This window comes from Pantoea sp. App145 (genome assembly GCF_047947045.1).
GTDB lineage: Bacteria > Pseudomonadota > Gammaproteobacteria > Enterobacterales > Enterobacteriaceae > Pantoea.
The window spans coordinates 1,140,634-1,157,503 of record NZ_CP133290.1 but is presented as its reverse complement, the minus strand read 5'-3'; the positions used below and the strand labels follow the sequence as shown (position 1 = coordinate 1,157,503).

At 50.9% G+C, this 16,870-nt stretch carries 16 protein-coding genes; 5 read left to right on the top strand and 11 right to left on the bottom strand.

The window, feature by feature from the left end:
• Nucleotides 1-218: 218 nt before the first annotated feature.
• A complete protein-coding gene (gene pepT / locus RCF31_RS05210; RefSeq protein ID WP_299452123.1) occupies nucleotides 219-1,445 on the top strand; it encodes a peptidase T in 1,227 nt (408 codons plus the stop codon).
• A 90-nt stretch (nucleotides 1,446-1,535) separates the two neighbouring features.
• On the opposite strand, the gene RCF31_RS05205 is transcribed toward pepT, so the two are convergent.
• From RCF31_RS05205 to rluE, 8 genes are all read right to left on the bottom strand, one after another.
• Nucleotides 1,536-2,657, bottom strand: a complete 1,122-nt coding sequence (locus RCF31_RS05205) for a JmjC domain-containing protein (RefSeq protein ID WP_416412714.1) — start codon at nucleotides 2,655-2,657, stop codon at nucleotides 1,536-1,538.
• A 57-nt stretch (nucleotides 2,658-2,714) separates the two neighbouring features.
• The gene (gene phoQ / locus RCF31_RS05200; RefSeq protein WP_299452128.1) at nucleotides 2,715-4,175 is read right to left on the bottom strand and encodes a two-component system sensor histidine kinase PhoQ; all 1,461 of its coding nucleotides are present in this window, start codon (nucleotides 4,173-4,175) and stop codon (nucleotides 2,715-2,717) included.
• 3 nt (nucleotides 4,176-4,178) lie between these two features.
• Nucleotides 4,179-4,847, bottom strand: a complete 669-nt coding sequence (gene phoP, locus RCF31_RS05195; RefSeq protein WP_208714670.1) for a two-component system response regulator PhoP — start codon at nucleotides 4,845-4,847, stop codon at nucleotides 4,179-4,181.
• A gap of 105 nt (nucleotides 4,848-4,952) precedes the next feature.
• Complete coding sequence (gene purB / locus RCF31_RS05190) at nucleotides 4,953-6,323, bottom strand: adenylosuccinate lyase (RefSeq protein ID WP_313686246.1); 1,371 nt, start codon at nucleotides 6,321-6,323, stop codon at nucleotides 4,953-4,955.
• A 48-nt stretch (nucleotides 6,324-6,371) separates the two neighbouring features.
• Nucleotides 6,372-7,013 (bottom strand): high frequency lysogenization protein HflD, encoded by a 642-nt coding sequence (hflD, locus tag RCF31_RS05185; RefSeq protein WP_416412713.1) that lies wholly within the window; start codon nucleotides 7,011-7,013, stop codon nucleotides 6,372-6,374.
• 34 nt (nucleotides 7,014-7,047) lie between these two features.
• Nucleotides 7,048-8,160, bottom strand: coding sequence for a tRNA 2-thiouridine(34) synthase MnmA (gene mnmA, locus RCF31_RS05180; RefSeq protein ID WP_084873921.1), 1,113 nt, complete (start codon nucleotides 8,158-8,160; stop codon nucleotides 7,048-7,050).
• Between the two features lie 39 nt (nucleotides 8,161-8,199).
• Nucleotides 8,200-8,676 carry an NUDIX domain-containing protein gene (locus RCF31_RS05175; RefSeq protein ID WP_299452139.1) on the bottom strand — a complete coding sequence of 159 codons (477 nt, stop codon included), beginning with the start codon at nucleotides 8,674-8,676 and terminating at the stop codon, nucleotides 8,200-8,202.
• A 16-nt stretch (nucleotides 8,677-8,692) separates the two neighbouring features.
• Complete coding sequence (gene rluE, locus RCF31_RS05170; RefSeq protein ID WP_299452141.1) at nucleotides 8,693-9,343, bottom strand: 23S rRNA pseudouridine(2457) synthase RluE; 651 nt, start codon at nucleotides 9,341-9,343, stop codon at nucleotides 8,693-8,695.
• A 131-nt stretch (nucleotides 9,344-9,474) separates the two neighbouring features.
• On the opposite strand from rluE, the gene icd reads away from it, so the two are divergent.
• A complete protein-coding gene (gene icd, locus RCF31_RS05165) occupies nucleotides 9,475-10,725 on the top strand; it encodes an NADP-dependent isocitrate dehydrogenase (protein WP_084873924.1) in 1,251 nt (416 codons plus the stop codon).
• A gap of 124 nt (nucleotides 10,726-10,849) precedes the next feature.
• Here the strand turns inward: icd and RCF31_RS05160 are convergent, their stop codons facing one another.
• Nucleotides 10,850-11,305 carry a hypothetical protein gene (locus tag RCF31_RS05160; protein ID WP_416412711.1) on the bottom strand — a complete coding sequence of 152 codons (456 nt, stop codon included), beginning with the start codon at nucleotides 11,303-11,305 and terminating at the stop codon, nucleotides 10,850-10,852.
• A gap of 357 nt (nucleotides 11,306-11,662) precedes the next feature.
• Here RCF31_RS05160 and RCF31_RS05155 point away from each other — a divergent pair, with 357 nt between their 5' ends.
• A complete protein-coding gene (locus tag RCF31_RS05155) occupies nucleotides 11,663-12,379 on the top strand; it encodes an autoinducer binding domain-containing protein (RefSeq protein WP_416412710.1) in 717 nt (238 codons plus the stop codon).
• A 179-nt stretch (nucleotides 12,380-12,558) separates the two neighbouring features.
• On the opposite strand, the gene RCF31_RS05150 is transcribed toward RCF31_RS05155, so the two are convergent.
• Nucleotides 12,559-12,969, bottom strand: coding sequence for an Exc2 family lipoprotein (locus tag RCF31_RS05150; protein ID WP_416412709.1), 411 nt, complete (start codon nucleotides 12,967-12,969; stop codon nucleotides 12,559-12,561).
• Between the two features lie 239 nt (nucleotides 12,970-13,208).
• Here RCF31_RS05150 and RCF31_RS05145 point away from each other — a divergent pair, with 239 nt between their 5' ends.
• A complete protein-coding gene (locus tag RCF31_RS05145) occupies nucleotides 13,209-13,406 on the top strand; it encodes a DUF6404 family protein (protein WP_416412708.1) in 198 nt (65 codons plus the stop codon).
• A 122-nt stretch (nucleotides 13,407-13,528) separates the two neighbouring features.
• A complete protein-coding gene (locus tag RCF31_RS05140; protein ID WP_416412707.1) occupies nucleotides 13,529-13,720 on the top strand; it encodes a hypothetical protein in 192 nt (63 codons plus the stop codon).
• 83 nt (nucleotides 13,721-13,803) lie between these two features.
• Here the strand turns inward: RCF31_RS05140 and RCF31_RS05135 are convergent, their stop codons facing one another.
• The gene (locus tag RCF31_RS05135) at nucleotides 13,804-16,803 is read right to left on the bottom strand and encodes a glycosyl hydrolase family 18 protein (protein WP_416412706.1); all 3,000 of its coding nucleotides are present in this window, start codon (nucleotides 16,801-16,803) and stop codon (nucleotides 13,804-13,806) included.
• Nucleotides 16,804-16,870 lie beyond the last annotated feature (67 nt).

Here is a 16,870-nt window from a genome sequence, read left to right as displayed (position 1 = left end):
AATGCGCCAATGCCATGTTTCCACGTGGAATTACCTTGAAAAGTCTGAAAAAGAACGGAGTATGCTGTAGCGAGACGAAGCGGCACGGGAAATCTTTCTGCATCCGATGATTGAGCAAATCATCATGACGGGACTAACCTGATGGATAATGATTTGACGCAACAACGCGTCGCCAGTGACCAATGATAATAAATGCAGGTTCTTTAGAGGGATGACCGATGGATCAATTACTTGAGCGCTTTCTCAGTTATGTGGCGATTGAAACCCAATCCAAACCACAGGCACGGCAGGTACCAAGCAGCGAAGGGCAGTGGACGCTGGCGCGTCAGCTCCAGGAAGAGCTGCTGGCTTTAGGTTTTGTGGATGTGACGTTAAGTGACCATTGCTGTGTTATGGGTACCTTACCGGCGAATGTTGACTGGCCGACCCCGGTGATCGGTTTTATTTCGCATATGGATACCTCGCCGGATTTCACAGCGAAAAACGTTAATCCGCAGATTATTGAAAATTACCGCGGCGGGGATATTGCCCTTGGCAACGGTGATGAAATTCTTTCACCGGTGATGTTCCCGGTGCTGCATAAGTTAATCGGCCATACGCTGATCACCACCGATGGTAAAACGCTGCTCGGAGCGGATGATAAAGCCGGGGTGGCGGAAATCATGACTGCCATGGCACGCCTCGCTCAGGGGGACATTCCGCATGGTGCGATTCGTGTTGCCTTTACGCCGGACGAAGAGATTGGCCGTGGTCCGTCATACTTCGATATCGAAGAGTTTGCCGCCGACTGGGCTTATACCGTGGATGGTAGCGATCTGGGTGAGTTCGAGTTTGAGAACTTCAATGCGGCATCAGCGACAGTCAAGATTGTCGGTAACAACGTGCATCCGGGTACTGCCAAAGGGGTGATGGTGAACGCGCTGGAACTGGCGATGCGTTTCCACGCCGAAGTGCCGGCCAACGAAAAGCCGCAGTTCACCGAAGGCTATGAAGGCTTTTACCATCTGCATACCATGAAAGGCACCGTGGAACACGCGGAGATGATGTATATCATCCGTGACTTCGATGCGGATAATTACGCCAAACGTAAGCAACTGCTGGAAGATATCGGGCGTCGGGTCAGCAAGGGGTTGCATGCGGAGTGCACGATAAAAGTCGAGATCAGCGACAGCTACCGTAATATGCGCGAGAAAGTGGAACCGCATCCGCACATTATCGAACTGGCGTTGCAGGCGATGCGTGACTGCGGCATTGAACCAAACGTGAAACCGATTCGCGGTGGCACCGACGGTTCAGCGTTGTCGTGGAAAGGACTGCCGTGCCCGAACCTGTTTACCGGTGGCTACAACTATCACGGCAAACACGAGTTCGCTTCACTGAACGTGATGGCGCAGGCGGTGGATGTGATTGTGCGCATTTCGGCGCTGGTGGCTGAGAAGAAATAAACCGTAGCGGCGCGATTTATCGCACGTTTTTTCCGATATAACGCACGGAATTGCGCGATGAATCGCGCCGCTACGGCTCAGTGCATGTTGTTAATCAGCGAAGTACCAATAACCGCTGTTCACCAGCGCGGCGACCTGCGCCAGAAGTGAAGGATCGTTCAGTGCTTCACCAAAGTCTTCCAGCGTGAGTACCTGACGATGTGCCAGCGCCGCCAGCACTTCCGGGTGGCTACAGGCCACGCGCTCGCCGTTGACGAATACCGCATCACCCAGCGTCAGCACGCGTAACCCACCGAGGCGCGTCAGGGCATCACCCTGTTGCAGCGCATCATAGATTTCATCTGGCTGATATGGCGGCTCCGGCGGTGCGATATCCAGCTCGTGGCGTGACTGCGAAATAAATTCGCCAAACCATTGGTTAAACTGTTCGGGCTGATTGATCACATCCAGTATCGCGGCACGGATACCCTCCACCTCGGAAGGCAGAATTTGTGACGGACATTCACGCGTCGGCACATCGGGATCGCTATAGCGATAGCTGCCCAGTTCGTGAGCCAGCACGTAGTCGGCAAAACCGCTGATCAGCTCGCGACCGCTTGGCGCACGGAAACCTACCGAATAGTTCAGCGCGTTTTCCAGTGAGTAACCTTCGTGCGGGAATCCCGGCGGAATATAGAGGATGTCACCCGGTTCCATCTCTTCATCAATGATGGCGTCAAAGGGTTCCACCTGGAGCAGGTCGGGATGAGGGCAATGCTGCTTCATCGGCACTTTCTCGCCGACACGCCAGCGACGACGACCGGTGCCCTGAATGATAAACACATCGTACTGGTCGAAATGCGGACCCACACCGCCGCCAGGCACGGCAAAAGAGATCATCAGATCGTCAATGCGCCAGTCGGGCAGGAAGCGGAATGGGCGCATCAGCGCCGCAGAAGGCTCATGCCAGTGGTTCACTGCCTGTACCAGCAGCGACCAGTTGTTTTCACCGAGATGATCGTAGCTTTCAAACGGACCATGGCTCACCTGCCATTTACCGTTGTCATGGCTCACCAGGCGGCTGTCCACCTCGTTTTCCATTGCCAGACCGGCCAGCTCATCAGGAGAAATTGGGTCAATAAAGTTTTTAAAACCACGTTTAAGCACCACCGGGCGTTTTTGCCAGTAGCGCTGAATAAAGTCGGGCCAGTTAAGATCGAGCTGATAATCCATAGAAGGGTTCCGGTTAGGGCCATGAATGCCTGCAAGTATAACAGCCCGCGCGCCTTTCTACTCGCGACGATGTTCAACTTCCTGACGCTGGAAAATGACTTCCATACGCGCGCCCCCAAGCGGGCTGGTGGTGGCGATAACCTGACCGGCGTACTGCTCCAGAATGTCGCGAACCACTGCCAGACCTAAGCCCTGGCCTGGTCGCAGGGTGTCGGCGCGCTGACCGCGCACGAAGATTAAATCGCGCTTACTTTCGGGGATACCGGGGCCATCATCGTCGATAAATAGATGCAGCGCTTTATCGGTTTGCCGTGCACTGACTTCAATAAACTCCAGACAATATTTGCAGGCGTTATCCAGCACATTGCCCAGCACTTCCATAAAGTCATTCTGATCGCCGATAAAGGTCAGTTCGGGAGAGATATCGAGGGTGATTTCCACCCCTTTACGCTGATAAACCTTATTCAGCGCTGAACATAGGCTATCGAGTAGCGCTGAGACGGAATGCAAATCGCGCTGCAACGGGTTGTGATCGGCCTGCATACTGGCACGATGCAGGTAATAACCGATCTGCTGCGAGATACGGCTGATTTGCTCCAGCATCACCGGCTCCGCCTGTTCCACTGTCAGGTCTTTACCGCTGCGCAGCGAACGCAACGTACTTTGCAACACCGCCAGCGGCGTCTTCAGGCTGTGAGTAAGGTCGGAAAGCGTGGTGCGATAGCGGGTATAACGCTGGCGCTCATTGGTGAGCAATAAATTCAGGTTGCGTACCAGACTGCGCAGTTCCTGGGGAGGATTATCATCCAGATTCTCCCGCTGACCGGTTTCCAGCTCGCGCACCTGAGAAGTGAGATGCCCAATCGGCCGCAGACTCCAGTGCGCGGCCAGCCACAACAGCGGGATCACCAGCAGCAGATTGGCTGCCAGCACGTAGCTGAACCATGACCACACCACATCGGAATGCTGGAGTTCCTGTGGGATCGAATCGACCACCACAATGGTCAGCGCCGGTAAGTTGGTGGTGGCGTCATAGCGGTTGACCGCGACCGAGTGGGTAAAGGTATCGTTGCTGTTAGTGTCCAGGGCGTGAAGCTGTTTCTGCGCCACCAGGTTGTTGCCCATCGCCGCCAGGCTGGTGCGGTTGCTGGTATCTATTTCGTAGAAGTCAGGCTTGAGTAGCCACTCGCGCCGAATTTTGCGGCGGATTTCCGGCACATCGCGCTGCTGCCACAGCAGTTTGCCGTGTTCATCGTAGATAAATACCAGCGTCGGGAAGTTGAGCGTCATACGCTCTGGCTGGGCAATGGTCAGCCGGTTGTCCTGCCACTGCGCAAGGGTAAAGAACAGGTTGCTTTCGCCGCGCATCACGCGATAGGTGTTTTTGTCGAAACTCACCACATAACCCACTACCGCCACCATGCCGTAGGAGAGCGACAGAAACAGCACAATGGCTGCCGTCGCCAGCAGAAAGCGGGCGCGCAGGGAAAAGGGGCGCAGGCGATGAAACCAGTCCATTGATCAGAGATCGAAACGATAGCCCTGACCGCGTACCGTGTTGATCACTTCAGTCGGGTAGAGCGCGAGAATTTTTTTACGTAAACGACCCATCAGCACATCAATGGTGTGGCTTTCACGTAATTCAGCATCAGGGTAGAGTTGCAGCATCAGCGAATCTTTGCTGACCACTTTTCCGGCGTTGCGGATCAGGGTTTCGACGATGGTGTATTCAAAGGCCGTCAGTTTAACCGGCTCATCATTTACCGTCAGCTCGCGACGCGAGAGATCAACCTGGAACGGCGGCATTGAGATGATTTGCGAAGCATGGCCGCTGTTACGACGCATTAACGCCTGCAAACGGGCTGCAACTTCTTCGATATGGAACGGTTTGGTGACGTAGTCGTCGGCACCGGCTTCCAGCGCTTCAACTTTTGCCTGCCAGCCTTCACGGGCGGTAAGCACCAGAATCGGCTGACGAATAGCTTCGCCACGCCAGCGGCGGATCAGTGACATACCATCTTCGTCCGGCAAGCCCAGATCAACCAGCGCGATGTCCGGTATATGCTCCTGGAGGAAATAATCAGCTTCTTTCGCATCTTCTGCGGCATCCACCTGGTGACCCATTTCGCGCAATTGCACGGCAAGGTGATGACGCAGCAGCGCATTATCTTCCACGACCAGAACACGCATAGTTTTTCCTTACTTTCAACTCATTGATGGAGCAAAGTATATGCGAAACCAGCTAAACCGCAGATTAACACAGGCGAGCCGTGACACGCCTGTGTTAACGGGTGATTATTTCAGATCATCAACCATCTGCACGGCACGGCCAAGGTAGTTGGCAGGCGTCATTTGCTTCAGACGCACTTTCTCCTCTTCCGGCAGTTCAAGACCATCAATAAACGCCTGCATACCGGCGGCATCAACGCGTTTGCCACGGGTCAGTTCTTTCAGTTTCTCGTACGGCTTCTCGATGCCGTAACGGCGCATCACGGTCTGAATCGGCTCAGCCAGCACTTCCCAGTTGTGATCCAGCTCGTCAAGCAGACGGTCACGGTTCACTTCCAGCTTGGAGATACCTTTCAGCGTCGCCTGGTAGGCGATCAGCGCATAGCCGACGCCAACACCGAGATTACGCAGTACGGTGGAGTCGGTCAAATCACGCTGCCAGCGTGACACCGGCAGTTTGCTTGCCAGATGCTGCATCACCGCATTGGCCAGACCGAGGTTGCCTTCGGAATTTTCGAAGTCAATCGGGTTAACTTTATGTGGCATGGTGGAAGAACCGATTTCACCGGCGATGGTTTTTTGTTTGAAGTGATTCAGGGCAACGTAGCCCCAGATATCACGGTCAAAGTCGATCAAAATGGTGTTGAAACGCGCCATGCAGTCAAACATTTCAGCGATGTAGTCATGCGGTTCGATCTGCGTGGTGTACGGGTTCCAGGTGATGCCCAGTGAGGTGACAAAGGCTTCACTCAGCTGGTGCCAGTCCACTTCCGGGTAGGCGGCGATATGGGCGTTATAGTTACCGACCGCGCCGTTGATTTTACCCAGCACTTCGATGTTGCCGAGCTGACGCAGCTGACGCTCCATGCGGTAGGCGACGTTAGCCATCTCTTTACCCATGGTGGAAGGGGTAGCGGGCTGACCGTGGGTACGTGACAGCAGCGGGATGTCGCGATATTCCTGCGCCAGGCCTTTCACTGCGGCAATGATTTTGCTCCAGTAAGGCAGGATCACCTCACGGCGTGCCGTTTCCAGCATCAGCGCATGCGACAGGTTGTTGATATCTTCAGAGGTGCAGGCAAAGTGGATAAATTCAGAGACTGCGTGCAGTGCCGGTACATCAGCCACTTTCTCTTTCAGAAAGTATTCCACCGCTTTTACGTCGTGGTTGGTGGTGCGCTCGATGGTTTTAATGCGTGCAGCGTCGGTTTCGTTGAAATTAGTGACAATCGCATCAAGGAAAGCGTTTGCGTCAGCATCAAATGCAGGAACTTCCTTGATCTCTGCGGTCGCGGCCAGTTTCTGTAACCAGCGAACTTCAACCTCAACGCGGAATTTCAGCAAACCGTATTCGCTGAAAATCGCGCGCAGTGGGCTGACTTTATCGCCGTAACGACCATCGACAGGTGAGACGGCGGTCAGAGAGGATAATTCCATCAGTGCAACTCCTGAATCGTTTAACAAAGCGTGATGCCGGAAGGGCGCTTAATACGCCGTTCCCAGCCGGGATAAAATGGTTTTTGCCTCACGCAGCAAGCGCTGGCGCGAGAACATCAGCTGCAGGCGGCCACCGCCAACCTGCTGCCATAATACGGCAGAACGGATGCCCGCCAGCAAGGTGGCGCGTACCCGGTTCTGGATCTGGCTGCTCTGCAATACCTGTGGCGAGCCGGTCACCTGAATGCGCGGGCCAAGTGGGCTGATTACATCAACATAAATGGCGGCCATGGCGCTGGTGATGGTGTCGGATTCCAGCTCATAATGCGCCAGCTGACGATCAAGCTGGCTGATGCGCTGGGCCAGAGTGTTGAGTGCTTGTTTATTGCTGTGCAGCTTGCGCTCCAGCACCACCAGACTCAGGGTATAGCGCATCAACTCCGCGCCTGCACCCTGACGGCTGCTGCTGTTCAGCACCGCCATCATGGTTTCCAGACCGAGTCGCAGGTTGGCTTCATCATTGCCATACACCGCCAGCGTTGAGCCAGGATTGAGATCCAGCAGGCTGCGCAGCGAGATATTCAGTGCGGTGTTATTACAATTGCCCTGATGCGCCAGCTGCTGCACCAGATGGGCCGCCTGACACACGCCCGCCAGCGCCAGCGTAATCTCATAATAATTCTTAGCCACGGTTACTCCTGTATACGCGTCGGCAACGCCGACCTCAGGCCGCTGCCCAGGGCAGACGCTGCTCGATAATGCCGCCACCGAGGCACACTTCACCCAGGTAGAACACGGCAGATTGTCCCGGCGTAACAGCTGCAACCGGCTCATCAAAACGGACTTCAATACGGTCATCACCCAGCGGGATAATTTCGCAGGGGATGTCGGTCTGGCGGTAACGGGTTTTCACCGTGCAGCGCAGTGGGGCGGTGATCGGCTGGCGATCAACCCAATGCAGCTGCTGGGCAATCAAGCCCACGGACATCAGGCGCGGATGATCGCCGCCCTGTGCCACAATCAGGCGATTGCGTTCGACATCTTTATCGACCACGTACCAGGGATCGTCATTGCTTTCTTTACGTCCGCCAATACCCAGCCCCTTACGCTGACCCAGAGTGTGATACATCAGACCCTGATGTTCACCGACGATTTCGCCATCAACGGTTTCAATGGCACCCGGCTGGGCAGGCAGATAACGGCCAAGGAAATCGCGGAATTTGCGTTCGCCGATAAAGCAGATGCCGGTGGAGTCTTTTTTCTTCGCGGTGATCAGATCAAGCTGCTCGGCAATGCGGCGGACTTCCGGTTTTTCCAGCTCGCCGACCGGGAACAGGCTTTGTGCGACCTGTTGGTGGCTGAGGGTGTAGAGGAAGTAGCTTTGATCTTTGTTGCCATCCAGGCCGCGCAGCAGGCGGCTCTGACCATCAACATCCTGACGGCGGACATAATGGCCGGTGGCGATAAAGTCAGCACCGAGATCTTCTGCGGCGAATTCAAGAAACGCTTTAAACTTGATCTCTTTATTACACAGAATGTCGGGATTTGGCGTACGGCCCGCTTTGTATTCTTCGAGGAAATGTTCAAAAACATTGTCCCAGTACTCTGCGGCGAAGTTGACCTTATGCAGTTTGATACCGAGTTTGTCGCAGACGGCCTGCGCATCAGCCAGGTCTTCAGCGGCAGTACAATACTCCTCGCCGTCGTCTTCCTCCCAGTTCTTCATGAACAGGCCCTCCACCTTATAGCCCTGCTGTTGCAGTAACCAGGCGGAAACGGAAGAATCGACGCCGCCGGACATACCGACGATCACTTTTTTCTGGCTGTTGTCAGACATGACACACTCTTAAATTACGATAAAAACAGGCGGCGTATTCTAGCACGCGGAAGCCGGGTGCGCACCCTCATGAAACGGCCACTGGAACGGTGCGACCAGTTGTAACGGGTAGCGCGCTCCCTGTTGCCACAATCGCACACTTTCAGCCACCAGTGGTGAACGCAGGTTATCCGCAGTGATAATCTGCTCTGGCGTCAACCACCAGCAGCAATCGATGTCATCATCATGCGGGGTGGTAGCGGCACGTTGTGCCAAATCCAGGCCAAACAGAAACCGCACAAAAGGCGTATTATCCGGGGCGATCCATTGCTGTACGCCAAGAAAATAGTGCGGTGCGGCATCAATACCGGTTTCTTCGAATAACTCGCGTTGTGCGGCTTCCAGCAGGGTCTCATCCGCCTCCAGATGACCGGCGGGTTGGTTCCAGGTGGCGCGCCCGCGAATGCGTTCTTCCACCACCAGTAACTGACCTTCCGCCTGCACGATGCAGGCGACGGTGACATGAGGTTTAAACATCGATCCTCCCGGATTGTTAACCTGAAGTTATAAAATTCGGACTGATATCACGCCACTCACCCGGTGCCAGATTATCCAGCTGATGTTCCCCCATGGCGAAACGGATCAAGCGCAGGGTAGGGAAACCAATGTGCGCCGTCATACGCCGCACCTGACGGTTACGGCCTTCATATAAGGTGATTTTCAGCCAGCTAACCGGAATGGCTTTGCGTTCGCGGATCGGCGGTTGGCGCGGCCAGAGCCACTCCGGCTCTGGTACCCGTTCGACGCCTGCGGGCAGGGTCGGGCCATCATTTAAGGTCACGCCACTGCGCAGGCGGGATAAATCTGATTCCTGCGGTTCGCCTTCCACCTGCACAAAATAGATTTTCCCGGTGCGTTTGCCTGGCTGGGTCAGCTGCGCCTGTAACGCGCCATCGTTGGTTAAAATCATCAGCCCTTCGCTGTCGCGATCGAGGCGCCCCGCGGCGTAGACGTCGGTTACCGGCACAAAATCCTTCAGCGTCCGGCGTCCGGCCTCATCGCTGAATTGCGGTAAAACATCGAAAGGTTTGTTAAAGAGTATGACGCGCACTGGACCCCGAGGCCGCGTATCACGGCGGACAGGCTTGCGTGACGGGGCGCTGAATCGTTTATCCTGGTGAATTCGTTGGGAAGTTTTTCGCATGGGCTTTGCAGTTGGTGACAATCAGCGCATTATAACGCGAAACTGCGGTGATTGGCGCGGCGGAAATATTCAAGTAGTATTGACGCGCATCTTACAAATCATTAACAAAAAATCGCTCGAAGGAGAGGTTAATGGAAAGCAAAGTAGTTGTTCCGGCGGAAGGTCAGAAAATCACCCTGGATCAGGGCAAACTGGTAGTGCCAAATAACCCGGTCATCCCCTACATTGAAGGTGACGGCATCGGTGTTGACGTTTCCCCCGTGATGCTGAAGGTGGTTGATGCCGCTGTGAAGAAAGCCTACAACGGCGAGCGAAAAATTTCCTGGATGGAAATTTACACCGGTGAGAAGTCAGTAGAACTCTATGGCCAGGATGTCTGGCTGCCGCAGGAAACCCTCGATTTAATCAAAGAATACCGCGTTGCCATCAAAGGCCCGCTGACCACTCCGGTTGGTGGCGGTATTCGTTCTCTGAACGTTGCACTGCGTCAGGAGCTGGATCTGTACGTTTGTCTGCGTCCGGTTCGCTACTACAAAGGCACCCCAAGCCCGGTAAAACGTCCTGAAGATACCGATATGGTGATCTTCCGTGAAAACTCCGAAGATATCTATGCGGGTATCGAGTGGAAAGCCGGTACGCCTGAAGCTGACAAAGTGATCAAATTCCTGCGTGAAGAGATGGGCGTGAAGAAAATTCGCTTCCCGCAGCAGTGTGGTATCGGCGTGAAGCCGTGTTCAGAAGAAGGTACCAAACGTCTGGTGCGTGCTGCCGTGGAATACACCATCACTAACGATCGTGATTCCCTGACGCTGGTTCACAAAGGTAACATCATGAAGTTCACCGAAGGTTCTTTCAAAGACTGGGGCTACCAGCTGGTGAAAGAAGAATTCGGCGGTGAGCTGATCGATGGCGGCCCGTGGATGAAGTTCAAAAACCCGAACACCGGCAAAGAGATCATCGTGAAAGACGTGATCGCTGACGCCTTCCTGCAGCAGATCCTGCTGCGTCCGGCTGAGTATGATGTTATCGCCTGTATGAACCTGAACGGTGACTACATTTCTGACGCCCTGGCGGCGCAGGTTGGCGGCATCGGTATCGCACCGGGTGCAAACATCGGTGATGAATGCGCACTGTTCGAAGCAACTCACGGCACTGCACCGAAGTATGCAGGCCAGGATAAAGTGAACCCGGGTTCCGTCATCCTGTCCGCAGAAATGATGCTGCGTCATCTGGAGTGGTTCGAAGCCGCAGACCTGATCGTTAAAGGCATGGAAGGCGCAATCGCCAACAAAACCGTGACCTATGACTTCGAACGTCTGATGGAAGGCGCTAAACTGCTGAAATGTTCAGAGTTTGGCGACGCGATTATCGCGAATATGTAATCTGCCTTAGCGGGCAGAGTACAGAACGGGAGCCAATGGCTCCCGTTTTTGTTGGGTTTTGTGACCCAACAATAATTGATATCGATACCTTGAATCTTATAAGGACTAACATAAATAATATTGGCTAGTAATTATTGTTAATAGCAATAATTCGTATAACGAATTTGCTGCAATCTTTTTTTGTACAGATGCCGCTGTACCATAATTCGCCAGTATCACCGACCATTACACCGATATCTCTTGCAAAGAGGTCTGAATATTTTTTTTCAAGAATTATTTCGCTAAATTTCTTATCAAAAACCTTATCGTACACACGAATGAGATCCTGTGTATTTTTGATATTCGTTTTGCGTTTATTAACGTATACGGTAATTGGGTAATCAACCAATGAAGCGATTGTTTTACTATCTTTATCAGCGACTGCTTTCTGCAACTTATCAAAGAAGTCATGGTATTGTTGATGTGTTCCTTCCCCCATCAACTGGTCAATTCTGACATCCATTTCTGTATCTGTGGCAGCATAAGCGCTGCCCGCCACTGCGAGAGTTAACAATGCACCGGCAAAAAGACTTTTTATCATGATATATATCCATTAATTAAAAGGTACTGATTCTTCAATCCGGCGGTGATAAAGAGGAGCAAGGACCTTAGGTTTTCCCACCTTATCCCCCTTAGCATCATGTTTATATACATAGATGTACTGAAGCATTTTTTCCTGACAGATTCCATATCGCCTTTATCTGCCGACTCTATTATGGAAGAAGGATTTCCGACATTGTAAGAAAAGGAAACCAATGCGACAACTTTATCCGGGTGTCGTTTAGTGATGGCGATCATAACATTACGGCAATCACATGACCGCAAGTGATCTATACTCTACGGCTTTATGAAGTATGACTGATGGGATGTAAAACTAACCGGAAGCAAAGGACATGCAATGTTAAATTTTTATGCTAATGAATATATAAATGAACAGGTCAAAATTTTTTTAGAGAGAAACTATCCGAAGCTTAAAGGTTATAAGTATGGATACTTTATTATAAGCAAAAAGGACTTGAATGACATCTGTATCATTAATAATTACCCTGAGTGGTTTGACTTATATGTTAAACATAGTCATCAAATGGCAGATCCGGTAGTAATGAAGGCATTGACTAGAGTGGAGGGTTTTGGCTGGAGTGAGGAAATCATTATCTCGTCAAAGCCTGCCTTTAAAAAAGTCATGTTGCATGCTATGGAGTTCGATATTAATAATGGACATACATATATCATTCACGACAATAATGACAATCTCGCTCTGTTGTCAATTTTTAATGATAATGTAATTGATGGGGTGGGATTATATTCATCGAACATTGATCAAGTTCTGTCTTATTTCGTAAAAACGCATAAGAAATTATTGTTTTTATATGATTTGACTAAACAAAATGACAATAAATATGATATTTTTTTCACAAAAAGAGAAAATGAAATTCTTTACTGGGCCGCGACAGGAAAAACATACAAGGAAATTGCAGTTCATCTGAATATAGCCGTTTCTACTGTAAAATTTCATATGGCAAAAATTGTGTTCAAGTTAGATGCTGTTAATGCAAAACATGCTATAAAATTAGCCTCGGATCTAAGATTAATTCCTGCACCTTCAGATATATAAACGATAATTTTACAAGGGAGTATATGCGACTTTTGTTAGTATTCTGGGTTACGGGGTCATATATGACCCCGTAACAGAATGATTAAACGACACCAATAACGAGTTAGGGTACTGAATAACAGGATGCCTGCTGTCGCACCTTTACTCATTTTTTCATTTGCCCAAATGGTTATTCACAATCACTCCCGTCCTTCAAAACCATCCATATAGGTGTCTGATATTGCCTTGGTCATATTTTCTCGCCAGCGGGGCGATACATTTCCCTTGTATTCTTTACCGGCGAATTGGGATGTGCCATGAATGGATTTTATGAATTCATCACTACGGTAATAATTAACGCGTTGTTGTATATCCGTTGCCGTCAGTCCGGCCTCACGATCTTTTTTCCCCTGTTGCCAGAACTGTTCGAAAAAAGGCGTCATCAGGCGGATTGAATCCGCTTTATTCATTCTGAAATTAGGATCATTGTCATCAATAGTATGAACAAAATGAATAGCATGGCGTTTTGCGCTATTGTCCGATTGGGCGCAACTACTAAGAAAAACCAATGATAGCGCGATGGCGCTTATCGTCAGGGTATTTTTAAGCATGTTATATTCCATTATTTAGGTAAATATCAGGAAAAAGTTTGTGATTATTGCCGTCATTCCATCTGGGATATTTGATATATGACTGTAAAGCCGCAAAAAGGGTGCCTGTTTACCGTCCGGATTGTCAATCTTTTCCTTCAGAAAATAATCCAGGGTGATGCAGATAACATTCCCGATAGCTGAACGGTGTTTTTTGTCGGGTAAACCGTTATCGTCAGCGCTCAATGACAGGAGGGGTTATGCAGGGTGTAATGAAATTCATTAAGGGCTGGCTGGTTTTTTCACTGCTATGGGGCATTTTTATGTGGTTTGTTTCCTGGAAAGCGCAGGGAAAAGAACCCGGCCTGGCGATAGTGATGAGCCTGTATGCTGGCCTGATTTATCAGGCGTTAATGACCATGGTGGCGCGCTACAAAACCCGTAAATCACAGGCCTGATTTTTCGCATCTGCTCAAGGCTCAACACGCAGCTTTGCGCTGCACTGACACTAATTTGCAAAGCCTCAGGCAAGCTAGGCGCACTTTTGGATCATTTTGTGGGTGAGTGGATAATGAGGAAGATGCCGCTAGCTGCCTGGTTTTTTCTGTTGCTGTCATTTGGATCCTGTGCTCAGCCGGTACCCGCGCCCCCCAGTATGCATGTGAACAGTGGTCGTCACTTCAATGCTGGTAACAACGGTATGGCGGATGTGGCAGAAACGCCGGATGAACATATTCAGGAAAGGCGTGATGATGTGGGATACCATCAGTAATGCTGGATGGAGCCTGAATGTTGATGAATAAAAAGCTGCGATCGCAATGATCGCAGCGAAGATGAGTGGTTAACTCTGCAATGTTACTTGTTGTAATACTTCCAGGCCTGAGTCCAGCTGATACCTGTTTCTGGCTCGTAATGTAACTGAGACCATTCACCGGTCTGGCTACACCAGCCTGCAATGACACATTGGAACAGCTTGCCTTTGTGTTGCACCACATCACCGGCTTTATAGTCGCTACCGTAAACCCATTCCGGATACCCCGTGGAATCAGAGAGTGCTGGAACGGTGATATCTTTCACCAGTGTGCGGGATTCCTTACCAGCAGCGACGGACACAGTGACTTTCAGGTTCTGTACCTGATTGGTTTTGTTAACCGTAAAACTCTGTGTAGCCAGCCCATTGCTGCCACCCTGGGCACCCGATGGAAGTGTCCATTGATAGGTCGGCACGTTGGTTGCTGTGGCAGAAGAAGACACGCCACCGGCAAAAGTGATGTTGCTGCCGTTGTCCGTGGGGAGGATGACTAATCCCAGAGCATCAATAAATGCCTGATCATGGTTTTGTGCCTCCTGAGTGACTTCAATCGGATGAGTTTGCGTGGCGGAGCGCGCACCTTTCACACTCGAAGCATTGACTTCGACAAGGTAGTTCCCGGCGGCCAGACCAGCTTTAATCTGTCCATTCTGGTCAATACCATTATCCACAATCTGGGAGCCCTGTTTCAGGGTCCATTGATAACTGGCCTGGTCAAAATTCGCCCTGGCCTGCATTTGGGCCGGATTGGCGGATGGCATACTGTCTGCACCGGTAATCTCGACGTCGGGTTTCACCACGTTAATGGTTACGATGGCTTCGCCGGATTTTTGCTTGCTGTTAGTGGCGGTCAAACGGAATGTTGCTGAGACATCGAACAGTCCCTTGGGTACCACAATTTCAGCGGATTCTTTATCGTAGGATTTAAGCGTAATTTCGCTGTTACCCTCCGTACGTTCCCACTTCCAGCTCACATCCTGCTGATTACTGCTGCCGGTAACCGTATAGCCAAAACCCATATCATTGGTACCGACGACGGAGAGCGTCGTGGTATTCAGCGATACCACCGGGGCCAGACTTTCGTCGGCGCTGGAGGTGCAGAAGTCTTGGCCGTTAAAGTTGTAACTGGCCGGCCCGGAGAGGATCTCATTGACTTTGGTCGGGATACCCTGCTGCGAATCGATAACCCTGGTATCAACAACACCGTTATAGTCTTCGGTAAAGTTATAGTAGCTGCCGTTCGCCAGCTTATTACAAACGGCCGCGTTCATACTATTCAGAATCAAACCATTGTCGTTACTGGCCGCCCAGACAAACAGGCCACCTAATTTATATTTTTTAAGCAGGTCACCTTTGGCAATGACTGAACGTTGCGAGTCAAAGGTTTCAACCTGAGCCGTTGGATTACCATTTACCGAGGCAATGGGTTTCCAGATATAGGCAGCTTCAGCTTGTTTATCGTAATAGGTATCCTGCTTCTTGCTGATAAAGGTATCGTACAATTCGCGATAGTCAGTCACACCATTTTCAAAGGTTCCATTACTGCCAAGCCCTTTACGGCTGACTTCTTCGCCATTGGCAATCCCATGCCAGAAAAGTTTGTCATGCTGCGGTTTGACACTGACACTATGCCAGCCCCGGCTATAGGCAGCGGCACCTACCACCAGTTTTTCGGAGGGGAAGTCCGGGTTATTATCGAGAATGGCTTTCACTGCACCTTCGGTACTGAAACCGCGTTGCGCCTGTTCGCCAGTCATATCGTTACCCTGGCTGTCAATAACGATATTGCCCGCTTCGTCTTTGATTTTGTTCTGATTACCTTGTTGGTAATAGGTTCCGGCAATCGGTTTGGCATAGACTCCCGCATGATGGCCCGGGTTACGGGCAAAGGCACCGTACATGTCGTAAGTCATGATATTGATAAAATCAAAATCATCTTTCAGGCTGTTGAAGTCGATTGCGGCGAGTTTAGCGGGTGAGGCGCTGACGGCGGCACTCAGTTGTTTACGTTGCGCGCCGCTATATTGGGTATCCATCGCGGAACGAAGTTGTTTGACCAGCGCTGTATAGTGTTCTCTTTCATTCTGATAACCATCAATCGCCAGGTCGCCCATGGCTGACGTTCCGGTAAAACCAATGAATTCCCAGTCCAGATCGATACCGTCCACGAAAGGATATTCGCTCAGGAAATTCATAATGGATTTAACGAAAATATCACGTCCTTCTTTGGTTTCTACCATGGCGTGGAACGGCGCACTCATTGACCAGCCGCCGACGGAGACCATCACTTTCAGCTGCGGGTTCGCTTTCTTCATTCTTTCCAGCGCCTTCAAACCAAAATATGAGGCCTGAGGATCGTAACGCGAGACAGAAAAATCACCCTGCTGTTTAGCCGGTGTATCATTACCCGCCCAGCTGGTTTCTCCGTTCTCAATCGGGAAATTACCCTGGCCGCACATGGCTTTAAGGATTTTTTGCCCGCGCTCGTTACCCTCAGCGATCAGCCCGGTATTGTTGGTCACTGGCAAGGTCACATTACCTGGACGTTGTGCACCAAAATCACAAAGACCGAGGAAGCTCCAGAATATATGAGTAAGGTTTTTCGCCGGAACTAAATCGGCGGTATACGAGCGTTCCCAATAAGCCCACTCATCGAAGTACATGCCGACGATCTTATTGCTGTTGAGCTGAAAGGGGACATTCTTTTCCAGATTCGCTGCAAATCCATTCTCATTTTCACTGAGAATCAGGTTGCTGCTATTCCCTGATGAAGGATAAATATCACCTGGGTTAGCATATTCAACTTTGTAAACCTGGTAATTTTTTGGGCTGTGCGGATGCAGCCCCTCCATATCACTACTCCATGCTTTCCATTGTATTTTTGTTTTCAGTCGGTCACCACGATGGCGGCTTACATCACCTGCGCTACCACTATGATTCTCTGCAATGGTGCCACTTTCGTCTGGTGTGACTTCGACCGCAAATGCATTACCACCATAAATCGCTGATAATGTCGCTATTGCAATTACTGATAACTTCTTCATCCCTAAATCTCCAGTGTTTAATTCCGTAACAAGAATAAACAAAATATGTCAAAAGGAGCTTGAGGAA